The sequence below is a fragment of the Rhizobium sp. BR 317 genome, from assembly GCF_047445835.1.
In the GTDB taxonomy this organism is placed as follows: domain Bacteria; phylum Pseudomonadota; class Alphaproteobacteria; order Rhizobiales; family Rhizobiaceae; genus Rhizobium; species Rhizobium paranaense.
In genome coordinates, this window is the sequence record NZ_JARWLB010000019.1 from 39,689 (window position 1) to 62,317 (window position 22,629).

General features: G+C 59.5%; 21 protein-coding genes and 1 pseudogene. All 22 read left to right on the top strand.

The annotated features are described in order from the left end of the window. Positions 1–6: 6 nt before the first annotated feature. Entirely contained in the window at positions 7–372 is a 366-nt protein-coding gene (locus QD357_RS24685; protein ID WP_028754004.1) for an NADH-quinone oxidoreductase subunit A, read from the top strand. Next, a complete protein-coding gene (locus tag QD357_RS24690; RefSeq protein ID WP_107107735.1) occupies positions 363–944 on the top strand; it encodes a NuoB/complex I 20 kDa subunit family protein in 582 nt (193 codons plus the stop codon). Before QD357_RS24685 ends, QD357_RS24690 begins: the two co-directional genes overlap by 10 nt. 18 nt (positions 945–962) lie before the next feature. Continuing rightward, complete coding sequence (locus QD357_RS24695) at positions 963–1,565, top strand: NADH-quinone oxidoreductase subunit C (protein WP_107107736.1); 603 nt, start codon at positions 963–965, stop codon at positions 1,563–1,565. A gap of 67 nt (positions 1,566–1,632) precedes the next feature. Beyond that, complete coding sequence (locus QD357_RS24700; RefSeq protein ID WP_107107737.1) at positions 1,633–2,823, top strand: NADH-quinone oxidoreductase subunit D; 1,191 nt, start codon at positions 1,633–1,635, stop codon at positions 2,821–2,823. Then, positions 2,823–3,140, top strand: a complete 318-nt coding sequence (locus QD357_RS24705; protein ID WP_107107738.1) for a hypothetical protein — start codon at positions 2,823–2,825, stop codon at positions 3,138–3,140. The genes QD357_RS24700 and QD357_RS24705 overlap by 1 nt, the downstream gene beginning before the upstream one ends. A gap of 15 nt (positions 3,141–3,155) precedes the next feature. After that, positions 3,156–3,935, top strand: a pseudogene (nuoE, locus tag QD357_RS24710) (NADH-quinone oxidoreductase subunit NuoE); the annotation flags it as partial. A gap of 55 nt (positions 3,936–3,990) precedes the next feature. After that, complete coding sequence (gene nuoF, locus QD357_RS24715; RefSeq protein WP_028754009.1) at positions 3,991–5,295, top strand: NADH-quinone oxidoreductase subunit NuoF; 1,305 nt, start codon at positions 3,991–3,993, stop codon at positions 5,293–5,295. An 8-nt stretch (positions 5,296–5,303) separates the two neighbouring features. Further along, entirely contained in the window at positions 5,304–6,032 is a 729-nt protein-coding gene (locus QD357_RS24720) for a 5' DNA nuclease (RefSeq protein ID WP_107108115.1), read from the top strand. A 244-nt stretch (positions 6,033–6,276) separates the two neighbouring features. After that, positions 6,277–8,358 carry an NADH-quinone oxidoreductase subunit NuoG gene (gene nuoG / locus QD357_RS24725; protein WP_414125234.1) on the top strand — a complete coding sequence of 694 codons (2,082 nt, stop codon included), beginning with the start codon at positions 6,277–6,279 and terminating at the stop codon, positions 8,356–8,358. 12 nt (positions 8,359–8,370) lie between these two features. Next, positions 8,371–9,414 (top strand): NADH-quinone oxidoreductase subunit NuoH, encoded by a 1,044-nt coding sequence (gene nuoH, locus QD357_RS24730; protein WP_107107741.1) that lies wholly within the window; start codon positions 8,371–8,373, stop codon positions 9,412–9,414. A 40-nt stretch (positions 9,415–9,454) separates the two neighbouring features. Then, positions 9,455–9,946 carry an NADH-quinone oxidoreductase subunit NuoI gene (gene nuoI / locus QD357_RS24735; protein WP_092710917.1) on the top strand — a complete coding sequence of 164 codons (492 nt, stop codon included), beginning with the start codon at positions 9,455–9,457 and terminating at the stop codon, positions 9,944–9,946. A 150-nt stretch (positions 9,947–10,096) separates the two neighbouring features. Further along, the gene (locus QD357_RS24740; RefSeq protein ID WP_104822690.1) at positions 10,097–10,711 is read left to right on the top strand and encodes an NADH-quinone oxidoreductase subunit J; all 615 of its coding nucleotides are present in this window, start codon (positions 10,097–10,099) and stop codon (positions 10,709–10,711) included. Between the two features lie 31 nt (positions 10,712–10,742). Then, positions 10,743–11,051, top strand: coding sequence for an NADH-quinone oxidoreductase subunit NuoK (gene nuoK / locus QD357_RS24745; RefSeq protein WP_004122490.1), 309 nt, complete (start codon positions 10,743–10,745; stop codon positions 11,049–11,051). 7 nt (positions 11,052–11,058) lie between these two features. Then, positions 11,059–13,053 carry an NADH-quinone oxidoreductase subunit L gene (gene nuoL, locus QD357_RS24750; protein ID WP_414125235.1) on the top strand — a complete coding sequence of 665 codons (1,995 nt, stop codon included), beginning with the start codon at positions 11,059–11,061 and terminating at the stop codon, positions 13,051–13,053. Continuing rightward, entirely contained in the window at positions 13,053–14,564 is a 1,512-nt protein-coding gene (locus QD357_RS24755) for an NADH-quinone oxidoreductase subunit M (RefSeq protein ID WP_107107743.1), read from the top strand. The genes nuoL and QD357_RS24755 overlap by 1 nt, the downstream gene beginning before the upstream one ends. Positions 14,565–14,582: 18 nt before the next feature. Beyond that, the gene (gene nuoN / locus QD357_RS24760) at positions 14,583–16,025 is read left to right on the top strand and encodes an NADH-quinone oxidoreductase subunit NuoN (RefSeq protein WP_414125236.1); all 1,443 of its coding nucleotides are present in this window, start codon (positions 14,583–14,585) and stop codon (positions 16,023–16,025) included. Further along, a complete protein-coding gene (locus QD357_RS24765; protein WP_107107745.1) occupies positions 16,025–16,789 on the top strand; it encodes a biotin--[acetyl-CoA-carboxylase] ligase in 765 nt (254 codons plus the stop codon). Before nuoN ends, QD357_RS24765 begins: the two co-directional genes overlap by 1 nt. Positions 16,790–16,802: 13 nt before the next feature. Beyond that, positions 16,803–18,479, top strand: a complete 1,677-nt coding sequence (locus QD357_RS24770; protein ID WP_414125237.1) for a ribonuclease J — start codon at positions 16,803–16,805, stop codon at positions 18,477–18,479. 31 nt (positions 18,480–18,510) lie between these two features. Beyond that, entirely contained in the window at positions 18,511–18,936 is a 426-nt protein-coding gene (gene mce, locus QD357_RS24775) for a methylmalonyl-CoA epimerase (RefSeq protein WP_107107747.1), read from the top strand. 106 nt (positions 18,937–19,042) lie between these two features. Continuing rightward, positions 19,043–19,321, top strand: coding sequence for a DUF1467 family protein (locus QD357_RS24780; protein ID WP_107107748.1), 279 nt, complete (start codon positions 19,043–19,045; stop codon positions 19,319–19,321). Between the two features lie 639 nt (positions 19,322–19,960). Then, entirely contained in the window at positions 19,961–21,283 is a 1,323-nt protein-coding gene (proS, locus tag QD357_RS24785) for a proline--tRNA ligase (RefSeq protein ID WP_107107749.1), read from the top strand. A 23-nt stretch (positions 21,284–21,306) separates the two neighbouring features. Beyond that, entirely contained in the window at positions 21,307–22,617 is a 1,311-nt protein-coding gene (locus QD357_RS24790; RefSeq protein WP_107107750.1) for a lipoprotein-releasing ABC transporter permease subunit, read from the top strand. The last annotated feature ends 12 nt before the right edge of the window (positions 22,618–22,629 follow it).

Sequence of the window (22,629 nt, forward strand, 5' to 3'; positions counted from 1 at the left end):
GACATGATGACTGGACTGCTCAGTTCCTATATTCCGATAGCGATTTTCATTGGTATTGCCGTGGTGATCGGCCTAGCGTTGTTGATCACGCCGTTTGCCGTCGCCTTCAAGGCGCCTGATTCGGAAAAGCTGTCGGCCTACGAGTGCGGCTTCAACGCATTCGACGACGCCCGCATGAAGTTCGACATCCGCTTCTACCTCGTGTCGATTCTCTTCATCATCTTTGACCTGGAAGTCGCCTTCCTTTTCCCCTGGGCCGTATCCTTCGGTGCGATCGGCTGGTTTGGGTTCTGGTCGATGATGGTGTTCCTGGCGGTGCTKACCATCGGCTTTATTTATGAATGGAAGAAGGGAGCGCTCGAATGGGAGTAGCTCAAGGCAACACGACACTCGTTGCGTCGCAGCCGAAAGGGATCATCGATCCCGCAACCGGCAAGCCTGTCGGCAGCAACGATCCGTTCTTCGGCGAGATCAACAATGAACTCGCCGACAAGGGTTTTCTGGTCACCTCGACCGACGAGCTGATCAACTGGGCCCGTACCGGCTCGCTGATGTGGATGACCTTCGGTCTCGCCTGCTGCGCCGTCGAAATGATGCAGGTTTCCATGCCGCGTTACGACGTCGAGCGCTTCGGCTTCGCGCCGCGCGCCTCGCCGCGTCAGTCCGACGTCATGATCGTCGCCGGCACGCTGACCAACAAGATGGCTCCGGCTCTGCGCAAGGTCTATGACCAGATGCCGGAACCGCGTTACGTCATCTCGATGGGCTCCTGCGCCAATGGCGGCGGCTACTATCACTATTCCTATTCGGTTGTGCGCGGCTGCGACCGCATCGTGCCGATCGACATCTACATACCGGGCTGTCCTCCCACGGCGGAGGCGCTGCTCTATGGCGTGCTTCTGCTGCAGAAGAAAATCCGGCGCACCGGCACGATCGAACGGTAAGGCAGGGGACAAGGCAATATGAGTGAAGCCCTGAACGAGCTAGTCACCTATCTCACGGAAGTTCGCGGTGCTCTGATTTCGTCGTCCGAGATCAAGTACGGCGAGCTGAACGTGACGACGACAGCCGCAAATGTCGTCGCGCTGCTGACGTTCCTGCGTGATGATGCCAAGTGCGGCTTCGTCAACTTGATCGATATTTGCGGTGTCGACTGGCCGCAGCGTCCCGATCGTTTCGACGTCGTCTACCACCTGCTGTCGCCGAAGAAGAACCTGCGCATCCGCATCAAGGTTCCGGTCGCCGAAGATCAGCCTGTTCCGTCGGCCTGCAGCGTCTATCCCGGCGCTGATTGGTTCGAGCGCGAGACCTGGGACATGTACGGTGTTCTCTTCACCGGCCACCCGGACCTGCGTCGCTTGCTGACCGACTACGGCTTCGAAGGCCATCCGCTACGCAAGGACTTTCCGACGACCGGTTTCGTCGAAGTTCGCTATGACGACGCCGCCAAGCGCGTGGTTTACGAACCCGTCGAGCTGAAGCAGGAATTCCGTAACTTCGACTTCTTGTCCCCATGGGAAGGCACGGATTACGTGCTCCCGGGTGACGAGAAGGCGAAGGCATAATTTGATGGCGTGTGGCGGGCGGAAGCCTGCCATTCTCTGAATATCTGAAAACGCGAGCATCGCCGCCATGACAGAACACAACGTTCGCAACTTCAACATCAATTTCGGTCCGCAGCACCCGGCTGCGCACGGCGTTTTGCGTCTTGTCCTCGAATTGGACGGCGAAATTGTGGAACGCGTCGATCCCCATATCGGCCTGCTGCATCGCGGCACGGAAAAGCTGATCGAGACGAAGACCTATCTGCAGGCCGTTCCTTATTTCGATCGCCTCGATTACGTGGCGCCGATGAACCAGGAGCATGCCTATGCGCTGGCCGTCGAAAAGCTGCTCGGCATCGAAATTCCGATCCGCGGTCAGCTGATCCGCGTGCTCTATTCCGAAATCGGCCGCATCCTTTCGCATCTGCTGAACGTCACGACGCAGGCCATGGACGTTGGCGCGCTGACGCCGCCGCTCTGGGGCTTTGAAGAGCGCGAAAAGCTGATGGTGTTTTATGAGCGCGCCTCTGGCTCGCGCATGCATGCTGCCTATTTCCGTCCGGGCGGCGTTCACCAGGACCTGCCGGAAAAGCTGGTGCAGGACATTGGCGACTGGTGCGATCCTTTCCTGAAGGCGCTCGACGATATCGATGAGCTGCTTACGGGCAACCGCATCTTCAAGCAGCGCAACGTCGACATCGGCGTCGTCTCGCTCGAAGACTGTTGGGCCTGGGGCTTCTCCGGCGTCATGGTCCGCGGCTCGGGTGCCGCCTGGGACTTGCGTCGCGCGCAGCCCTATGAGTGCTATTCTGATCTCGAATTCGATATTCCGATCGGCAAGAACGGTGACTGCTATGACCGCTACCTGATCCGCATGATCGAGATGCGCCAGTCCGTCCGCATCATGAAGCAGTGCGTCAATCGCCTGCTCGGCGATGCCAAGACCGGCCCGGTCTCTTCGCTCGATGGTAAGGTCGTGCCGCCGAAGCGTGGTGAGATGAAGCGCTCGATGGAAGCGTTGATCCATCACTTCAAGCTCTACACCGAAGGTTACCATGTGCCCGCCGGCGAGGTTTATGCCGCCGTCGAAGCGCCGAAGGGCGAGTTCGGCGTCTACCTCGTCTCCGATGGTTCGAACAAGCCGTACCGATGCAAGATCCGCGCTCCGGGCTATGCGCATCTGCAGGCCATGGATTTCATGTGCCGCGGTCACCTGCTTGCCGACGTCGCGGCCGTGCTCGGTTCGCTCGACATCGTGTTCGGTGAGGTGGACCGCTGATGCAGTTTTGGCCGGTCATCGCTATTGCGCTTCTCGTTGCTTCCGGAGCCTCGGCTCAGCAGGCCGGTAAGGCGCAGGCGCTGCCCAGCATCTCCGTGCAAGGTTCGAATGCGAAAAGCTCGAATGTTGCGAAGAGCGGAAATACGGCTACGCAGAGCGCGGTATCGACCATGGGCGATCTCGTGTCGCGTGGCTATGAAATAAAGGCCGCCGTGCCGAACGGCGGCAAATTCGTTGTGTTTATGCAGAAAGACCAGTCGGCCTATGCCTGCGAATTTTCGTCCCTGACGGATACGCGGTGTGGGTCCTTAAACTGAGATAAGGCGTGAAAGATGTCCGTTCGTCGACTAGCCGAAGATCAATTCCAGCCTGCCGCCTTCGCCTTTAACCAGGAGAACACGGCTTGGGCTGAAAAGACGATCAAGAAATATCCCGAGGGCCGCCAGCAATCCGCGATCATCCCGCTGATGATGCGTGCGCAGGAGCAGGATGGCTGGGTCACCAAGGCGGCCATCGAAAAGATCGCCGATATGCTTGATATGGCTTATATCCGGGCGCTCGAAGTCGCCACCTTCTACACGCAGTTCCAACTGCATCCGGTTGGCAGCCGCGCCCATATCCAGGTCTGCGGCACGACGCCCTGCATGTTGCGCGGCGCCGAAGGCCTGGTGAAGGTCTGCAAGAGCCGGATCGCCGACCACGCGCTGGAACGCAACGCCGAAGGCACGCTCTCCTGGGAAGAGGTCGAATGTCAGGGCGCCTGCGTCAACGCACCGATGGTCGTGATCGGCAAGGATACCTATGAGGATCTGACGCCGGAACGTCTCGAAGAGATCATCGACGCATTTGTCGCAGGCAAGGGCAGCGAAGTGCAGACCGGTCCGCAGATTGATCGTGTTTTCTCCGCACCGGAAGGTGGTTTGACGTCGCTTCTGGATTCGCCGGCGACGAAGACGAAGAAGAAGGCTGGTGCTAAGGTTGCCGCCGAAACGGTTGTGCTGCCGCCATCCGAGGCAGCCAAGCCCGTTAGCAGCGATGCTGAGACCAATCCGGCGCTGAAGAGCCCGGCCGATGGCAAGACCGCGCTGCCCGCCGAGCATCCGAAGGCGGCTCCGGCCAAAGAAGACAATACGGCTGTCGGCGACAAGGCTGAGTAAGAGGTAAGGTATGTTACAGGATCAGGATCGCATCTTTACCAATATCTACGGTCTCAAGGACAAGTCCCTGAAAGGCGCGATGAGCCGCGGCCACTGGGACGGCACCAAGCAGATCCTCGAAAAGGGCCGGGACTGGATCGTCAACGAGATGAAGGCATCGGGCCTGCGCGGCCGCGGTGGCGCCGGCTTCCCGACCGGGCTCAAGTGGTCCTTCATGCCAAAGGAAAGCGATGGCCGTCCGCATTACCTCGTCGTCAATGCCGACGAGTCCGAGCCCGGCACCTGCAAAGACCGCGACATCATGCGCCACGATCCGCATACGCTGATCGAAGGCTGCGTCATCGCCGGTTTCGCCATGGGTGCGAACACGGCGTACATCTATGTCCGCGGCGAATATATGCGCGAGCGCGAAGCCCTGCAGGCCGCGATCGACGAATGCTACGATGCCGGTCTTCTCGGCAAAAACAATAAGCTCGGTTGGGATTTTGATGTTTTTGTTCATCATGGCGCCGGTGCCTACATCTGCGGCGAAGAAACCGCGCTGCTCGAAAGCCTGGAAGGCAAGAAGGGCCAGCCGCGCCTGAAGCCGCCATTCCCGGCCAATATGGGTCTCTATGGCTGCCCGACAACCGTMAACAACGTCGAGTCGATCGCCGTTGCGCCGACGATCCTGCGCCGCGGTGCCGGTTGGTTCTCCTCCTTCGGCCGTCCGAACAATGTCGGCACGAAGCTGTTCATGCTTTCCGGCCACGTCAATCGTCCGTGCACGGTCGAAGAAACGATGGGCATCACCTTCCGCGAACTGGTMGAGAAGCACGGCGGTGGCATTCGTGGCGGCTGGGACAATCTGCTCGCTGTCATTCCCGGCGGTGCGTCGTGCCCGGTCGTTCCGGCGGCCGACATCATCGATTGTCCGATGGATTTCGACGGTCTGCGCGAAGTCAAGTCGTCCTTCGGTACGGCGGCTGCGATCGTCATGGACAAGTCGACCGACATCATCAAGGCGATCGCCCGTATCTCGGCCTTTTTCAAGCATGAGAGCTGCGGCCAGTGCACGCCGTGCCGTGAAGGCACCGGCTGGATGTGGCGCGTGCTGGAGCGTATGGCTCGGGGCAATGCGCAGAAGCGCGAAATCGACATGCTGTTCCAGGTGACGAAGCAGATCGAAGGCCACACCATCTGTGCGCTCGGCGACGCCGCCGCATGGCCGGTACAGGGTCTGATCCGCAACTTCCGCCCGGAAATCGAAAAGCGCATTGACCAATACACGGCCAATGCCACAAGCCACGGCGCGGTGCTGGAAGCGGCCGAGTAAGGACGATGATGGCGAAGACCACGGATACAAGGCAGAACAGCGGAGTGGCCGATGCATCGGCTGATCTCGGCCGTATTGCTGCGGATATGCTGCGGAATTCGCCAGTCTTGTCGATCAATCCGCTAATGGCACATCCGGCTGCTGCATTTGCTGCGGCGACCGCAATCGGGTTCGGCTTCTCGTCGCAAATGGCCGGTGCATTCTTCGGCGCGCTGCAAAGCGCGGTCGAGGCGACCAACAAGTTCGCTGGTTCGCTGGACGAGAAGAACAATGTCGCTGTGGAAGAAAAGCCGGCGGCAAAGAGCGAAGTGGCAGGGGAGGCGACGCCGGTGAAGGCATCGCCTGCTGCCAAACCGGTGACAGTAAAGCCGGCGAGGGTGCAGAAGGCCGAGCCGAAACCCGTTGCTGTGAAGGTGGAGCCGGCAAAGGCGCCCACGAAGGCCCCAGTCAAGGCCAAGGTTGTTGCCGTAAAGCCGGTTGCGGCAAAGCCGACCACGGCGCCTGCACGCAGCAGCAAAGTCGCCGTGAAGACGGATGACCTGAAGCGGATTTCGGGCATCGGTCCGAAGCTGGAGCAGGTTTTGAACGGGCGCGGTATTCTGCGCTTTGCCGATATCGCCGCCTGGAACGAGGCGGATGTCGAGCGGATCGATGCGGAACTCGGTTTCGATGGCCGTATCCGACGCGACGATTGGGTTGGCCAGGCGATGGCGCTACAGCCGAAAGGCCGGAGTTGAGAGTTTCTTCGGCTGCGTCCCGAGCGGCCGAGGGTGTGAATGAGGCGGTGAGCATCTTGCGGGCGCGGCCTGTGATGTCTCAGCCAAGATGCTGATCTTGTGGGGCAAGGTTCGGCAAAGGTGATTGTGAGCAAGACCGGTGCCACGCGGCTCAAATGCCGCGCCGGTGGCGAGACGGTGTTGCGATCATGAAATTGTCTGCGGCCATATACGGCGGCAGACGTGACATAGGACTGAGTGGACGATGGCAAAACTGAAGATTGACGGTAAAGAGATCGAAGTTCCGGATCACTACACGCTTATCCAGGCGTGCGAGGAAGCCGGCGCCGAAGTCCCGCGCTTCTGCTTCCATGAACGACTGTCGGTGGCCGGCAATTGCCGCATGTGCCTCGTCGAGGTAAAGGGCGGCCCGCCGAAGCCGCAGGCTTCTTGCGCCATGGGCGTGCGCGATATCCGCGGCGGCCCGAATGGCGAGCTTCCGGAAGTCTTCACCAACACGCCGATGGTCAAGAAGGCCCGAGAAGGCGTGATGGAATTCCTGCTGATCAACCACCCGCTGGATTGCCCGATCTGCGACCAGGGCGGCGAATGCGACCTGCAGGACCAGGCCATGGCCTTCGGCATCGACTCGTCGCGCTATCAGGAAGACAAGCGCGCCGTTGAAGACAAATATATCGGCCCGCTCGTCAAGACCGTGATGAACCGCTGCATCCACTGCACGCGCTGCGTCCGCTTCACGACGGAAGTCGCCGGCATTTCCGAACTCGGCCTGATCGGCCGCGGCGAAGACGCCGAGATCACCACCTATCTCGAGCAGGCAATGACCTCCGAGCTGCAGGGCAATGTCGTCGACCTCTGCCCGGTCGGCGCGCTGACCTCGAAGCCTTTCGCCTTCACGGCCCGTCCGTGGGAACTGAACAAGACCGAATCGATCGACGTCATGGACGCGCTCGGCTCGGCCATCCGCGTCGACACCCGCGGCCGCGAAGTCATGCGCGTTCTGCCGCGCGTCAACGAGCAGATCAACGAAGAGTGGATCTCCGACAAGACCCGCTTCATTTGGGACGGCCTGAAGACGCAGCGCCTGGACAAGCCCTATGTCCGCAAGGACGGCCGCCTGCAGGCTGCGACCTGGAGCGATGCTTTCGCCGCCATCAAGTCCGCGGTTGCCGCCACCAGCGGCGACAAGATCGGCGCGATCGCCGGCGATCTTGCTTCCGTCGAGGAAATGTACGCGCTCTCGGAGCTGCTGAAGTCGCTGGGATCGGAAAATCTCGACTGTCGCCAGGACGGGACGGCGCTTGATCCGTCGCTTGGCCGCGCAAGCTACATCTTCAATCCGACCATCGAAGGCATCGAAGCTGCCGACGCGCTGCTGATCATCGGCGCCACGCCGCGCTTCGAAGCGGCCGTGTTGAACTCGCGCATCCGCAAGCGCTGGCGCAAGGGCAAGTTCCCGATCGGCGTGATCGGCGAACATGCCGACCTGCGCTACTCCTATGACTATCTCGGCGCTGGTCCGGATACGCTGGCTGATGTCGTCAGCGGTTCGCATGGCTTCGCCGACGTTCTGAAGAATGCACAGAAGCCGATGATCATCATTGGCCAGGGTGCTCTCATTCGCGAAGACGGCGCCGAAGTGCTGGCGAATGCCGCCAAGCTCGCTGCCGCTGTCGGCGTCGTGACGGATGGCTGGAACGGCTTTGCTGTACTGCATACGGCAGCGTCCCGCGTTGGCGGCCTCGATCTCGGCTTCGTACCGGGGGCAAAGGGCGTCAACGCTGCGGCGATGCTGTCCTCGATGGACGTCCTCTTCCTGCTTGGCGCTGACGAGCTCGACTTCACCCGCAAGGGCGCGAAGTTCACCGTCTACATCGGCTCGCATGGCGACAACGGCGCACACAATGCCGACGTCATTCTGCCGGCCGCCACCTACACCGAAAAGTCGGGTACCTGGGTCAACACCGAAGGCCGCGTTCAGATGGGCAACCGCGCCGGTTTCGCACCGGGCGATGCTCGCGAAGACTGGGCCATCATCCGCGCCCTTTCCGATGTACTCGGCAAGAAGCTTCCCTTTGATTCGCTGAGAGAATTGCGTGCCAAGCTCTATGCTGCGTTCCCGCATTTCGCAGGCATCGACGAGATCGCCGAAGGCGATAGCGCCCAAATTGCCGCACTCGCGAAAAAAGCTGGCGCGATGGGTAAATCCGGGTTTGCTTCGCCGATCAAAGACTTCTATTTGACGAACCCGATAGCGCGTGCCTCGGCTGTTATGGCCGAGTGCTCGGCATTGGCCCGCAACAATTTCCAGGCTGCGGCAGAGTAAGGGCAGAGGACTATGGATTCATTCGTTTCGACCTATCTTTGGCCGGCGCTGATTATCATCGGTCAGTCCGTGTTGCTCCTGGTCTGCCTACTGATCTTCATCGCCTATATCCTTCTTGCCGACCGCAAGATCTGGGCGGCGGTTCAGTTGCGCCGCGGCCCGAACGTCGTCGGTCCTTTCGGCCTGTTCCAGTCCTTCGCCGACCTTTTGAAGTTCATGGTCAAGGAGCCGATCATCCCGGCCGGCGCCAACAAGACCGTCTTCCTGCTGGCACCGCTCGTCTCCGTGGTCCTGGCGCTCTCCACCTGGGCCGTCGTGCCGGTGGCGCATGGCTGGGTTATCGCCGACATCAATGTCGGCATTCTCTACATTCTGGCGATTTCGTCGCTCGAAGTGTACGGCATCATCATGGGCGGCTGGGCTTCGAACTCGAAGTATCCGTTCCTCGGCGCGCTGCGCTCCGCCGCGCAGATGGTGTCCTATGAAGTCTCGATCGGCTTCGTCATCGTTACCGTGTTGCTCTGCGTCGGCTCGCTGAACCTGACCGATATCGTCATGTCGCAGCAGACCGGCCTCGGTACCAAGCTCGGCCTGCCGGCTTCGTTCCTCGACTGGCATTGGCTGTCGCTGTTCCCGATGTTCATCGTGTTCTTCATTTCGGCGCTCGCCGAAACGAACCGTCCGCCCTTCGACCTTCCGGAAGCGGAATCGGAGCTGGTTGCCGGCTTCATGGTTGAATATGGCTCTTCGCCCTACATGATGTTCATGCTCGGCGAATATGCTGCCGTCGTTCTGATGTGCTCGCTGACTACGATCCTTTTCCTCGGTGGCTGGCTGCCGCCGGTGGATATCTGGATCCTCAACTGGGTCCCGGGCATCATCTGGTTCCTGCTGAAGTCGTGCCTCGTCTTCTTCATGTTCGCGATGGTCAAGGCATTCGTGCCGCGCTACCGCTACGACCAGCTCATGCGCCTCGGCTGGAAGGTGTTCCTGCCTCTGTCGCTTGCCATGGTCATTATCGTTGCATTCGTGCTGAAGCTGACGGGATGGGCATGATGATGTCGTTCCTCGCTTCAAGCAGATTTGGAGGTTGAAGATGGCCGGAATTTCCAACGCCGTCAGCTCGCTGTTCCTCAAGGAATTCGTCGGCGCATTCTTTTTGTCGATGCGTTATTTCTTCAAGCAGAAGGCGACGATCAATTATCCCTTCGAAAAGGGGCCGGTCAGCCCGCGCTTCCGTGGCGAACATGCGCTGCGCCGTTATCCGAACGGCGAAGAGCGTTGCATCGCCTGCAAGCTCTGCGAAGCCATCTGTCCTGCTCAGGCCATCACCATCGAAGCCGGGCCGCGCCGCAACGACGGCACCCGCCGCACGGTGCGCTATGACATCGATATGGTGAAGTGCATCTATTGCGGCTTCTGCCAGGAGGCTTGCCCGGTCGACGCCATCGTCGAAGGGCCGAACTTCGAATTCGCCACCGAAACCCGCGAAGAGCTTTATTTCGATAAGGCGCGGCTTCTGGAAAATGGCGACCGCTGGGAACGCGAAATCGCGCGCAACATCGCGATCGACTCGCCGTACCGCTGAGCGGAATTTTGAATATGCCGTGACGGGCGGCTGAGATTGTCGCCGTCGCGGTGGAATAGAGACCGGGGCTTTGGCGGACGCATGTCCAGCCAAGTCCCATCGGGCAGGGACACTCCCGGCTGCCCGGGGGAAGACGAAAAAGGCACCAACATGGGTCTGCAGGCTCTTTTTTTCTATATCTTCGCCTTTGTCGCGGTGGCGTCGGCGTTCATGGTTATCTCGGCGCGGAATCCGGTCCATTCGGTCCTGTTCCTCATCCTGGTATTCTTTAATGCCGCCGGCCTCTTCCTCCTGATGGGGGCGGAATTCCTGGCAATGATCCTGCTGGTCGTCTATGTCGGCGCCGTCGCGGTTCTCTTCCTCTTCGTCGTCATGATGCTCGACATCGACTTCTCCGAGCTCAGGGCCGGCATTCTGGAATATGCGCCGATCGGCGCGCTGATCGGCATCATTCTCGCCGCCGAGCTGATCGTCGTCATCGGCGGCAGCGTGATTTCGCCTGTTGTCGCCAAGTCGGTTGCCATGCCGATCCCGGCAGTGACGACCCGCACGAACACCGCCGCACTCGGCGACGTGCTCTATACCAACTACGTTTATTTCTTCGAGATCGCCGGTCTTGTGCTGCTGGTCGCGATGATCGGCGCGATCGTGCTGACGCTGCGGCATCGCACCCACGTCAGACGCCAGAGCATTCCGCAACAGGTCGCCCGCACGCCCGCGACCGCCGTCGAGGTGGTCAAGGTCAAGCCGGGGCAGGGCGTCTAAGGCGCGGCACGAGGGTCAAAGGAACAAGAATATGGTCATCGGACTTTCCCACTACCTGACGGTCAGCGCCATCCTTTTCGTACTCGGCGTTTTCGGCATCTTCCTGAACCGTAAGAACGTCATCATCATCCTGATGTCGATCGAGCTCATCCTGCTTGCGGTCAACATCAACATGGTCGCCTTCTCGTCGTTCCTCAACGATATCGTCGGCCAGGTCTTCGCTTTGTTCATTCTGACCGTCGCTGCTGCCGAAGCGGCCATCGGTCTTGCAATTCTCGTCGTCTTCTACCGTAACCGCGGTTCCATCGCGGTCGAAGACGTCAACGTGATGAAGGGCTGATACAGCTATGTTTTTATATAAGGCTATCGTCTTTCTTCCCCTGATCGGCGCGATCATTGCCGGCCTCTTCGGCCGTGGGATCGGCGCCAAGGCCTCGGAATACGTCACCACCGGCTTGATGATCATCGCCGCGGTTTTGTCCTGGATCGTCTTCTTCACGGTCGCGCTTGGTCACACCGACGAACCGATCAAGGTGGAAGTGCTGCGCTGGATCCAGTCCGGCGGCATCGACGTCTCCTGGATGTTGCGCATCGATACGCTGACCTCGGTGATGCTGATCGTCGTGAACACGGTTTCGACCCTCGTTCACGTCTACTCGATCGGATACATGCATCACGATCCGCATCGTCCGCGCTTCTTCGCCTATCTCTCGCTCTTCACCTTCGCCATGCTGATGCTGGTGACGTCAGACAACCTTGCCCAGATGTTCTTTGGCTGGGAAGGCGTCGGTCTGGCTTCCTATCTGCTCATCGGTTTCTGGTTCAAGAAGCCTTCGGCGTCCGCGGCTGCGATCAAGGCCTTCATCGTCAACCGCGTCGGCGACTTCGGTTTCGTGCTCGGCATCGCCGGTGTCTTCGTTCTCTTCGGCTCGATCAACTTCGATGTCATCTTCGGCAACGCCCAGAGCTTTGCCGCAGGGCAGGGTGGTCAGCCGGGCGATATCGTGCTCAACCTCTTCGGCATGCATCTTGATCGTGCGCATGCACTGACCGGCGTCTGCCTGCTGCTCTTCATGGGCGCCATGGGTAAGTCGGCACAATTCCTGCTGCACACTTGGCTGCCGGACGCAATGGAAGGCCCGACCCCGGTGTCGGCGCTCATCCATGCCGCGACCATGGTCACCGCCGGTGTCTTCCTCGTCGCCCGCATGTCGCCGATCTTCGAACTTTCGCCTGACGCCCTGACCTTCGTTACCGTCATAGGTGCGATCACCGCCTTCTTCGCTGCGACGGTCGGTCTGGTGCAGAACGATATCAAGCGCGTCATCGCCTATTCGACCTGTTCGCAGCTCGGCTATATGTTCGTCGCCCTTGGCGTCGGCGCTTACGGCGCGGCTATCTTCCATCTGTTCACGCACGCCTTCTTCAAGGCTCTGCTCTTCCTCTGCGCCGGCTCGGTCATCCACGCCGTCGATGGCGAGCAAGACATGCGTTACATGGGTGGCCTGCGCCCGCATATCCAGAAGACCTTCTGGATGATGATTATCGGCACGGTGGCGATCACCGGTGTTGGCATTCCCTTCACCCATTTCGGTTTTGCCGGCTTTATCTCGAAGGACGCGATCATCGAGGCTGCCTATGCTTCGCACAGCTCGGTCGCTGGCTTCGCCTTCACGCTCTTGGTCATCGCCGCGCTGTTCACCAGCTTCTACTCCTGGCGCCTGATCTTCATGACCTTCTTCGGCAAGCCCCGCGCTTCGCACGAGGTCATGCATCACGTGCATGAATCGCCGAACGTTATGCTGATCCCGCTCTATCTGCTGGCGCTTGGCGCTGTCCTCGCCGGTATGGTCTACAGAAGCGATTTCGTCGGCGAGGCTTATGGCGAGTTCTGGAAGACCGCGCTGTTCACATTGCCCACGAACCACATCTTCGAAGAGATGGAACATGTTCCGGCTTGGGTGAGCATCAGCCCGTTCATCGCCATGCTGCTCGGCTTCGTGCTGGCCTGGTACATGTACATCAAGTCGCCGGAGACCCCGAAGGTCCTCGCACGGCAGCATCGCGTTCTCTATGAGTTCCTCTTGAACAAGTGGTACTTCGACGAGCTCTATGACTTCCTCTTCGTCCGTACCGCCAAGGCGCTTGGTCGCTTCCTCTGGCAGAAGGGCGATATCGGGGTCATCGATACCCTCGGCCCGAACGGTGTTGCTGCCCGCGTCGTCGATGTCACCAACCGCGTCGTCCGCCTGCAGACCGGTTACCTCTATCACTATGCCTTCGCGATGCTGCTCGGTATTGCGGCCCTCGTTACCTGGATGATGCTCGGGAGTTCCCTCTGATGACCGATTGGCCTATTCTTTCAACGGTCACCTTCCTGCCGCTGGTGGGCGTCCTTCTCCTGCTGTTCATGCGGGATGACGGACCCAACGGCCGCCGCAACATCCTGAACGTATCGCTGCTGACCACGGTCTTCACCTTCGTCGTGTCGCTGTATGTCTGGATTGGCTTCGACAACGCCAATCCGGGCTTCCAGATGATCGAGAAGCATGGCTGGCTGAGCTCCGGCATCAGCTATCACATGGGCGTCGACGGCATTTCCATGCTGTTCGTCATCCTGACGACCTTCCTGATGCCCTTCTGCGTGCTGGCGAGCTGGCTCTCGGTCGAGAAACGCCTGAAGGACTACATGATCGCCTTCCTCGTCCTCGAGACGATGATGGTCGGCGTGTTCACGTCGCTGGATATCGTGCTGTTCTACGTCTTCTTCGAAGCCGGCCTGATCCCGATGTTCCTGATCATCGGCGTCTGGGGCGGCAAGGATCGCGTCTACGCTAGCTACAAGTTCTTCCTCTATACGCTGCTCGGCTCGGTGCTGATGCTGCTCGCCATCATGGCGATGTACTGGCAGGCCGGCACGACGGACATCCCGACGCTGCTCGCCTACAAGTTCCCGCCGCAGATGCAGACATGGCTATGGCTGGCTTTCTTCGCTTCCTTCGCGGTGAAAATGCCGATGTGGCCGGTTCACACCTGGTTGCCCGACGCACACGTTCAGGCGCCGACGGCGGGCTCGGTCATCCTGGCTGGTATTCTTCTGAAGCTCGGCGGCTACGGTCTCATCCGCTTCTCGATCGGCATGTTCCCGAATGCGTCGGAATATTTCGCGCCGCTCGTCTACGCTCTGTCCGTCATCGCCATCATCTACACCTCGCTCGTGGCGATGATGCAGGAAGACATCAAGAAGCTGATCGCCTACTCTTCGGTCGCGCACATGGGCTATGTCACCATGGGCATTTTCGCGGCCAACCAGCAGGGTGTTCAGGGTGCGATCTTCCAGATGCTGTCGCACGGCATTGTCTCCGGCGCGCTCTTCCTTTGCGTCGGCGTGGTCTACGACCGCACCCATACCCGCGAGATCGCGGCGTATGGCGGCCTGGTCAACAACATGCCGAAATATGCCGTCGCGATGATGGTCTTCACCATGGCCAATGTCGGTCTGCCCGGCACCTCCGGCTTCATCGGTGAATTCCTGACCCTGATCGGCGTCTTCCGTGCCAACACCTGGGTTGCACTCTTCGCTGCCACCGGCGTCATTCTTTCAGCCGCTTACGCGCTCTGGCTCTACCGCCGCGTCATTTTCGGCGCGCTGGAAAAGGAAAACCTGAAGAAGCTGCTGGATCTGTCGCCTCGCGAACAGCTCATCCTTTATCCGCTGATCGCGCTGACCATCTTCTTCGGCGTCTATCCGGCTCCGATCTTCGATGCGACGGCCGCTTCGGTTGATCTGCTCGTGAACAACTACACCGCAGCCCTGCACGCCGCGCAGAATGTTGCGCTGTCGATGAATTGATGACGGGACTTATTCGACATGACTGCTGACACAATTCTTGCAAGCCTGCATCTTTCCATCCCGGAGCTCATCCTCGCGGTCGGTGCGCTTGTGCTGCTCATGATTGGCGTCTTCTCGGGCGAACGGTCGGGACCGACGGTAACCGGTCTTGCCATTGCGGTTCTTGCGGTGGCCGGTCTCTGGATCATCTTCGTGCCCGGCGAAGGCCTGGCTTACGGCGGCGCCTACCTCGCCGACGGCTTCTCGCGCTTCATGAAGATCGTCGCCCTAGTGGGCTCGATCGTCGCCATGTTCATGAGCATGGGGCATGCGCGCGAGCAGCAGCTCGATCGTTTCGAATTCCCCGTGCTGCTGCTGCTGGCGACCCTCGGCATCCTGCTGATGATCTCGGCACATGACCTGATCTCGCTCTATCTGTCGCTGGAGCTGCAGTCCCTGGCGCTCTACGTCGTTGCTGCCATCAACCGCGACAGCGTCAAGTCGACGGAAGCCGGTCTGAAGTATTTCGTTCTCGGCGCGCTGTCCTCGGGCATGCTGCTTTACGGCATGTCGCTGGTCTATGGCTTCACCGGTCACACGACCTTCGATGCCATCGCCACCGCGCTCAGCGCTGAGACCCGTTMGCTCGGCCTCGTCTTCGGTCTGGTCTTCGTGCTCGCCGGCCTGGCCTTCAAGATTTCCGCCGTGCCGTTCCACATGTGGACGCCGGACGTCTATGAAGGTGCGCCGACCCCGGTCACCGCCTTCTTTGCCGCTGCCCCGAAGGTTGCGGCCATGGCGATCCTGACCCGTATCGTGGTCACCGCTTTTCATCCGGTGCTTGCCGACTGGCAGCAGATCATCGTCTTCATCTCGATCGCCTCGATGCTGCTCGGCTCCTTCGCCGCAATCGGTCAGCGCAACTTCAAGCGACTGATGGCTTATTCCTCCATCGGTCACATGGGCTATGCGCTGGTCGGCCTTGCTGCCGGCAACAAGACCGGCGTCTCCGGTGTCATGCTTTACATGGTCATCTACATGGTCATGACGCTCGGCTCCTTCGCCATCATCATGGCGATGCGCCGCAAGGATGGTCGCCAGGTTGAGAACGTCGACGACCTCGCCGGCCTTTCCACGACGAATCCGTTCATGGCGGTCGTGTTGACGGCGCTGATGTTCTCGCTTGCCGGCATCCCGCCGCTCGCCGGCTTCTTCGGAAAGTACTTTGTCTTCGTCGCAGCCATCCAGGCCCATCTCTATGCGCTCGCCATCATCGGCGTTCTCGCATCGGTCGTCGGCGCCTACTATTATCTGCGCGTCATCAAGGTGATGTGGTTCGATGAAGCCAAGGACGAGTTTACCCGCACTGCCGGTTCGCTGCGTCTGGTCTTCGGCCTTTCGGGTCTCTTCGTCGTCACCTACGTCTTCTTCGGCGGTGCTATCGGCGGTGCGGCCGATCTCGCTGCCGCGACGCTGTTTTGATGGCGTCTGACATGAACAGCCGGAAGTCGCTCGCCGACTTCCGGCACGATGCCCTTTCAGTGACCGCGTCCACCAACAGCGAATGCCTGGAGCGGGCGCGGGCAGGCGATGCCGGCAATCTCTGGGTGACAGCGGACCGCCAGACAGGCGGCCGCGGACGCCGCGGGCGCCCTTGGGTGTCCGAACGCGGCAATCTCTATGCTTCCCTTCTTCTGATCGATCCGGCCCCCATGGACCGCCTCGGCTCCCTGCCGCTGGCTGTCGCAATTGGCGTGCATCAGGCGGTGCGTGGCGTGCTGCCTCTGGCCGCGGAGCCCGTCGAGGTCAAATGGCCGAACGATATCCTGATCGGCCGCAAGAAGACCTGCGGCATTCTGATCGAGGGAGAGGCCCTTGCGGATGGACGGTATGCGCTGGTGATCGGCATCGGGATCAATATTGCCGTCAAACCGGAAAACCCGCTCTATCCGGTCACCTACCTGCATGAGCATGGCTCGACCGTATCGCCGGAGGAACTGTTTGCGCATCTCTACGCGTCCATGGCCGAGGCATTGGCCGTTTGGAACAGCGGCAAAGGCGTTCGCGAGGTGACCGCACGCTGGCGTGAGGTCGCTTGTGGCATCGGCGAAAAGATCACCGTGAATCTGCCGGACCGTTCGATTTCCGGCCATTTCGCCGGAATCGATGATAATGGCTTATTGATGCTCGATATCGGCGGCAAGATTTTGCCGATCGCCGCKGGCGACGTTTTTTTCAGATCGTAGGTAAAAGATAGATATGGCAAACCAAGACKAACTGGTGTTTTTGCCACTCGGCGGCGTCGGCGAGATCGGCATGAATCTCGCGCTTTACGGCTATGGCGCGCCTGAGCATCGCCAGTGGATCATGGTCGATTGCGGCGTCACCTTTCCCGGTCCGGACCTTCCGGGCGTCGATCTTGTGCTCCCCGATATTCGTTTCCTCGCCAAGGAACGCAAGAACCTCAAGGGCATCTTCATCACGCATGCGCATGAGGATCACTATGGCGCGCTGAACGATCTCTGGCCGGGCCTGAACGTTCCGGTCTACGCGTCCGCCTTCACTGCCGGCCTGCTGGAAGCCAAGCGCGACTACGAAAAGTCGATGGGCGAGATCCCGATCACGCCGTTCAAGGCTGGCGATCGCATCAATGTCGGCCCCTTCAGCATCGAGGGTGTCGGCGTCAATCACTCCATTCCCGAACCGATGTCGCTGATGATCCGCACGCCGGTCGGCAATGTCATCCACACCGGCGACTGGAAGATCGATCACGAGCCGTCGCTCGGGCCACTGACCGACGAGGCGCGTTTCCGCCAGCTCGGTGATGAAGGCGTGCTGGCGCTGATGTGCGATTCCACCAATGCGCTGCGAGACGGCGTATCTCCCTCGGAAAAGGATGTTTCCGAAAGCCTGCGCAAGATCATCGAGGACGCAGAGGGTCGAGTAGCGATCACGACTTTCTCCTCGAATGTCGGCCGTATTCGCACCATCGCCGAGGCTGCCGAGGCTGCGGGCCGCGAGATTTTGCTGCTCGGCAGTTCGCTGAAGCGTGTCGTCGATGTCGCGCGCGACATCGGCATCATGGAAGGCATCAAGCCGTTCATCGCTGAAGATGAATATGGCTATATCCCGCGCGACAAGGTCGTCGTCATCCTGACCGGCAGCCAGGGCGAGCCGCGCGCGGCGCTTGCCAAGCTTTCGCGTGACGAGATGCGCAACGTCGCGCTCGCCGCCGGCGATATCGTCGTTTTCTCATCGCGCGCTATTCCCGGCAATGAGAAGGCCATCCAGGATATCAAGAACGGCCTCACCGAGCAGGGCGTGCATGTCGTGACGGATGCCGAAGCACTGGTACATGTCTCCGGCCATCCGCGCCGCAACGAGCTGCAGCGGATGTATGAATGGACGCGGCCGAAGGTCGTTGTGCCGGTGCATGGCGAAGCGACGCATCTGACCGCACATAAAGAACTGGCCGAACAGTCCGGCATTTCCATTGTGCCGCGGGTTCGCAATGGCGACATATTGCGACTGGCTCCGGGTCCTGTAGAGGTGATCGGCGAGGCGCCGCATGGCCGTATCTTCAAGGATGGCACGCTGATCGGCGATTTCGACGAGATGGGCATTGGCGAGCGCAAGAAGCTTTCCTATGTCGGCCATGTCGCTGTGAATGTCGTGCTCGATGCCCGTTATGATATCGTCGGCGATCCCGATCTCGTTGCTATCGGCCTTCCGGCCTATGACGATGAGGGCGAGGACATGGAAGACACGCTCTTCGATGCCATCGTCAGTGCCATCGAAAGCATCCCGCGCGCCCGCCGCAAGGATATCGACATGGTGCAGGAAGCCGCGCGTCGGGCTGTGCGCGCTGCGGCCAACCATGGCTGGGGCAAGAAGCCGGTCGTGACCGTGTTCATTACCCGCGTAACTGGGCAATAGCGTTACTATCTGGTCGGGGAGGAGGGACGCCATGCTCGGGCGCATCAACCATATCGCGATTGCCGTTCCGGATATTGCCGCCGCTTCCGCCACCTATCGTGACACGCTTGGCGCCAAAGTATCGGCGCCGCAGCTCTTGCCGGAACATGGCGTCACCGTCGTCTTCATCGAATTGCCGAACACCAAGGTCGAGCTACTGGAACCGCTTGGCGACGCCTCGCCCATCTCGGCATTTCTCGCGAAGAATCCCGACGGGGGCATGCACCATATTTGCTATGAGGTGGATGATCTTATGGCTGCGCGTGACCGCCTTATCGAGGCCGGCGCTCGCGTGCTCGGCAATGGCGAACCGAAGATCGGCGCCCACGGCAAGCCGGTGCTTTTCCTGCACCCGAAGGACTTCTTCGGAACCCTCATTGAACTTGAGCAGAGCGCTGATGTCAGCACAGCAGTGTGACATTAGAGCGCTGAGCAGCACTTTGAAACGCGGAGGCTTTGGCTCTATAAGCGGGTTAGGGCGAGGAGCGCGCAGGCCGGTTTGAGGCCTGTCTTGAGGAAGCATAATGGTCCAGCAGATTTTTTCGACATGCGCTGTCTATTTCGTTGTCTGGTGGATCACGCTCTTCGCCATCCTGCCTTTCGGCATGCGCACCCAGGCTGAAGACAATCAGGTGGTCCTCGGCACCGTCGAAAGCGCGCCGACGAAATTCCGCGGTTTGAGGGTGGTGCTGATCACGACATTGGTATCCGGCGTGATCTACGCTGCGTGGTACATCAGTTCGCACTATTTGGGTTTCGGCTTCGACTCGATCCCGCCGATCATTCCGCGCTACGATGGCTGACGTTTATTTCCAAAAACTCTTTTCAACCTGTAGATGAAAATCATGCGCTATTGAATAGCGTGCAATCCGTCATACCGTTGTCATCTATTTGAGGCAAAGAGGCGGCGCGACGGTGGTGATTCCGTTACGTCAGCTTGGCTGCGGTAGAAGAAGGATTCAAAGCCTTCCCGCTTAAAAAGCTGATGGTTAAATGAGGTAGAAAAGCAAAAAAAAACAAGGCTGTAAGCCTTGTTTTTAAGTATCGCGTGATCCTTATCCGTTGCCGGGGCTGCGAACGAGCGCGCCTAAGATCTGATCCTCCCAAGACTTGACCGCGAAACGACAAGAATTAACCTTCTTGCCTCTTTTGTGAGCTAAAATTAGCTCAAAGATTGAGCTTTGTCATCTGTTTTTTTGCATTTTTGCTACAGTCGCGTAGAATTTTTCTGTTGACAGATTTCCCCGTCAAATACTTATAAACGTGCATTTTTTCGAATTTATAGAAACATATGAGGTTCGCCCGCGTTTGTGGGTGTTCGCCCGGTTTACTCGCGTTAAATGCGGGTTTCTTTCCTGCGCCGAAGCAGTTATGAACGCCTCCAGAAGTTAATTTCTAACGATTCCGCCGGTGCGGAACGTCAAACCATCTGGAATAAGCCCATGCGTCTGTCTCGTTACTTCATGCCCATTCTGAAGGAAAATCCCAAAGAGGCTGAAATTGTTTCTCATCGGCTGATGCTGCGTGCCGGCATGATCCGCCAGCAGTCGCAAGGCATCTATTCCTGGCTGCCGTTGGGCAAGCGTATCCTCAACAAGGTCAACAATATCATCCGCGAGGAACAGAACCGCGCCGGCGCCATCGAGCTCTTGATGCCGACGCTGCAGTCGGCCGAGCTCTGGCAGGAAAGCGGCCGGTATGACGCTTATGGCAAAGAGATGCTCCGCATCCAGGACCGTCAGGAGCGCCCAATGCTCTACGGCCCGACCAATGAGGAGATGGTCACCGACATCTTCCGTTCTTACGTCAAGTCCTACAAGGACCTGCCGTTGAACCTCTATCATATCCAGTTGAAGTTCCGCGACGAGATCCGTCCGCGCTTCGGCACCATGCGCTCGCGCGAATTCATGATGAAGGATGCCTATTCCTTCGATCTGACGCTCGAGGGTGCCGTACACTCCTATAATAAGATGTTCGCCGCCTATCTACGCACTTTCAATCGGCTGGGCCTTAGAGCCATTCCGATGCGCGCCGACACCGGCCCGATCGGCGGCAATCTCAGTCATGAATTCATCATTCTCGCCGACACCGGCGAATCCGAGGTCTTCTGCCACAAGGATTTCGTCAATTTCGACATCCCCGCGGAAGACACGAATTTTGACGATGTCGCGGGCATGAAAGCCGTCTTCGACAAATGGACGTCGGTTTATGCGGCGACCTCGGAGATGCACGACGAGGCGGCCTTCAACGCCATTCCGGACGGCGAGCGTCTGTCGGCCCGCGGTATCGAAGTCGGCCATATCTTCTATTTCGGCACCAAATATTCAGAGCCGATGGGCGCGAAAGTGCAGGGTCCCGACGGCAAGGAACATGCCGTCCACATGGGTTCTTACGGTATTGGCCCGACACGCCTTGTTCCCGCCATCATCGAAGCATCGCATGATGAAAACGGAATCATCTGGCCGGCCTCGGTCGCGCCCTTTGATGCCGTCGTGATCAACATGAAGGCTGGCGATCAGGCCTGCGATGCAGCTTGCGAGACGATCTATGCTGCGCTCTCGAAGGCCGGCAAGGATGTCCTGCTTGACGATACGGACGATCGCGCCGGAACGAAATTCGCCACTGCCGATCTGATCGGCGTGCCCGTGCAGATTATCGCCGGGCCGCGTTCGGTCGCGAACGGCGAAGTGGAAGTCAAGGACCGCAAGACCGGCGCCCGCGAAACGATGACCATCGAAGCGGCGATCAATCGGCTGGCAGGCTGATAAAACGATAGGATGAGAAGCGAATGGCGGCAGACGCGGCAGTGAAGCAGCAGGGTAAGGCTTTCAAGACCGGCCCGTCATCGCGTCCGTTCTCCGGCTTCGAGCGGCTTGTCGCCTGGCGCTATCTGCGCGCCCGGCGCAAGGAGGCGTCGATCTCGGTCATCGCCGGCTTCTCTTTGGTCGGCATCATGCTCGGCGTCGCGGCATTGATCATCGTCATGGCGGTCATGAATGGTTTTCGCGCCGAGCTCTTCAAGCAGATTCTCGGCTTCAACGGCCATGTCGTTGTTCAGCCCGTGGATACGCCGCTGAATGACTATGCCGTGCTGGCGCAGAAACTCGCTGCCGTTCCTGGCGTCACCATGGCCTTGCCGTTGGTTGAAGGCGAAACACTTGCCTCCGGTCGCGGCGGTTCCGGCACCGGTGCGCTCGTCCGCGGCATCCGGCCCGAAGACTTCACCAAGCTCAAGACGGTTTCGGACCATATCGTCGATGGCAACATGGTGGGCTTCACCGCCGGCCAGGGCGTCATGGTCGGTTCGCGCCTGGCACGGCAACTGGGTCTGACGGTCGGCGATCAGATTACACTGACTGCGCCGGATGGCGACGTGACGCCCTTCGGGGTTAATCCGCGTGTCAAGGCCTATACGATCTCCGGCATCTTCGAAGTCGGCATGTCGGAATATGACGCCTCCGTGGTCTTCATGCCGCTGGAGGAGGCGCAGCTCTATTTCAATGTCGAAGGGATCGTCGAGAAGATCGAGCTTTTCGTCAGCAACCCGGATGATGTCGACGAACTCAGGCCGCAGATCGAAGCGGCCGCGGGACGGCAGGTCTTTCTGACCGACTGGCGGCAGGTGAACGAGACCTTCTTCTCGGCATTGCAGGTCGAACGCAATACCATGTTCATGATCCTGACGCTGATCGTTATCGTCGCTGCGCTTAACATCATTTCCGGCCTGATCATGCTGGTGAAGGACAAGGGAAGCGATATCGCCATTTTGCGCACCATGGGCGCGACGTCGGGGGCGATCATGCGCATCTTCTTCATGACAGGGGCGGCGATCGGCGTAGTTGGCACTGTCGCCGGCGTTGCGCTTGGCGTTATTGTCTGCCTCAACATTGAATCGATCCGTCAGTTCTTCTCCTGGATTTCCGGCACGGTGATCTTCAATCCCGAGGTCTACTTCCTCAGCAAGTTGCCGGCGCAAATGAATCTCGGCGAGACCATCTCCGTGATCGTGATGGCGCTGACGCTGTCCTTCCTTGCCACGATCTTTCCGGCCTGGCGTGCCTCGCGGCTCGATCCGGTGCAGGCGCTACGGTACGAATAAGGAATTCCACAT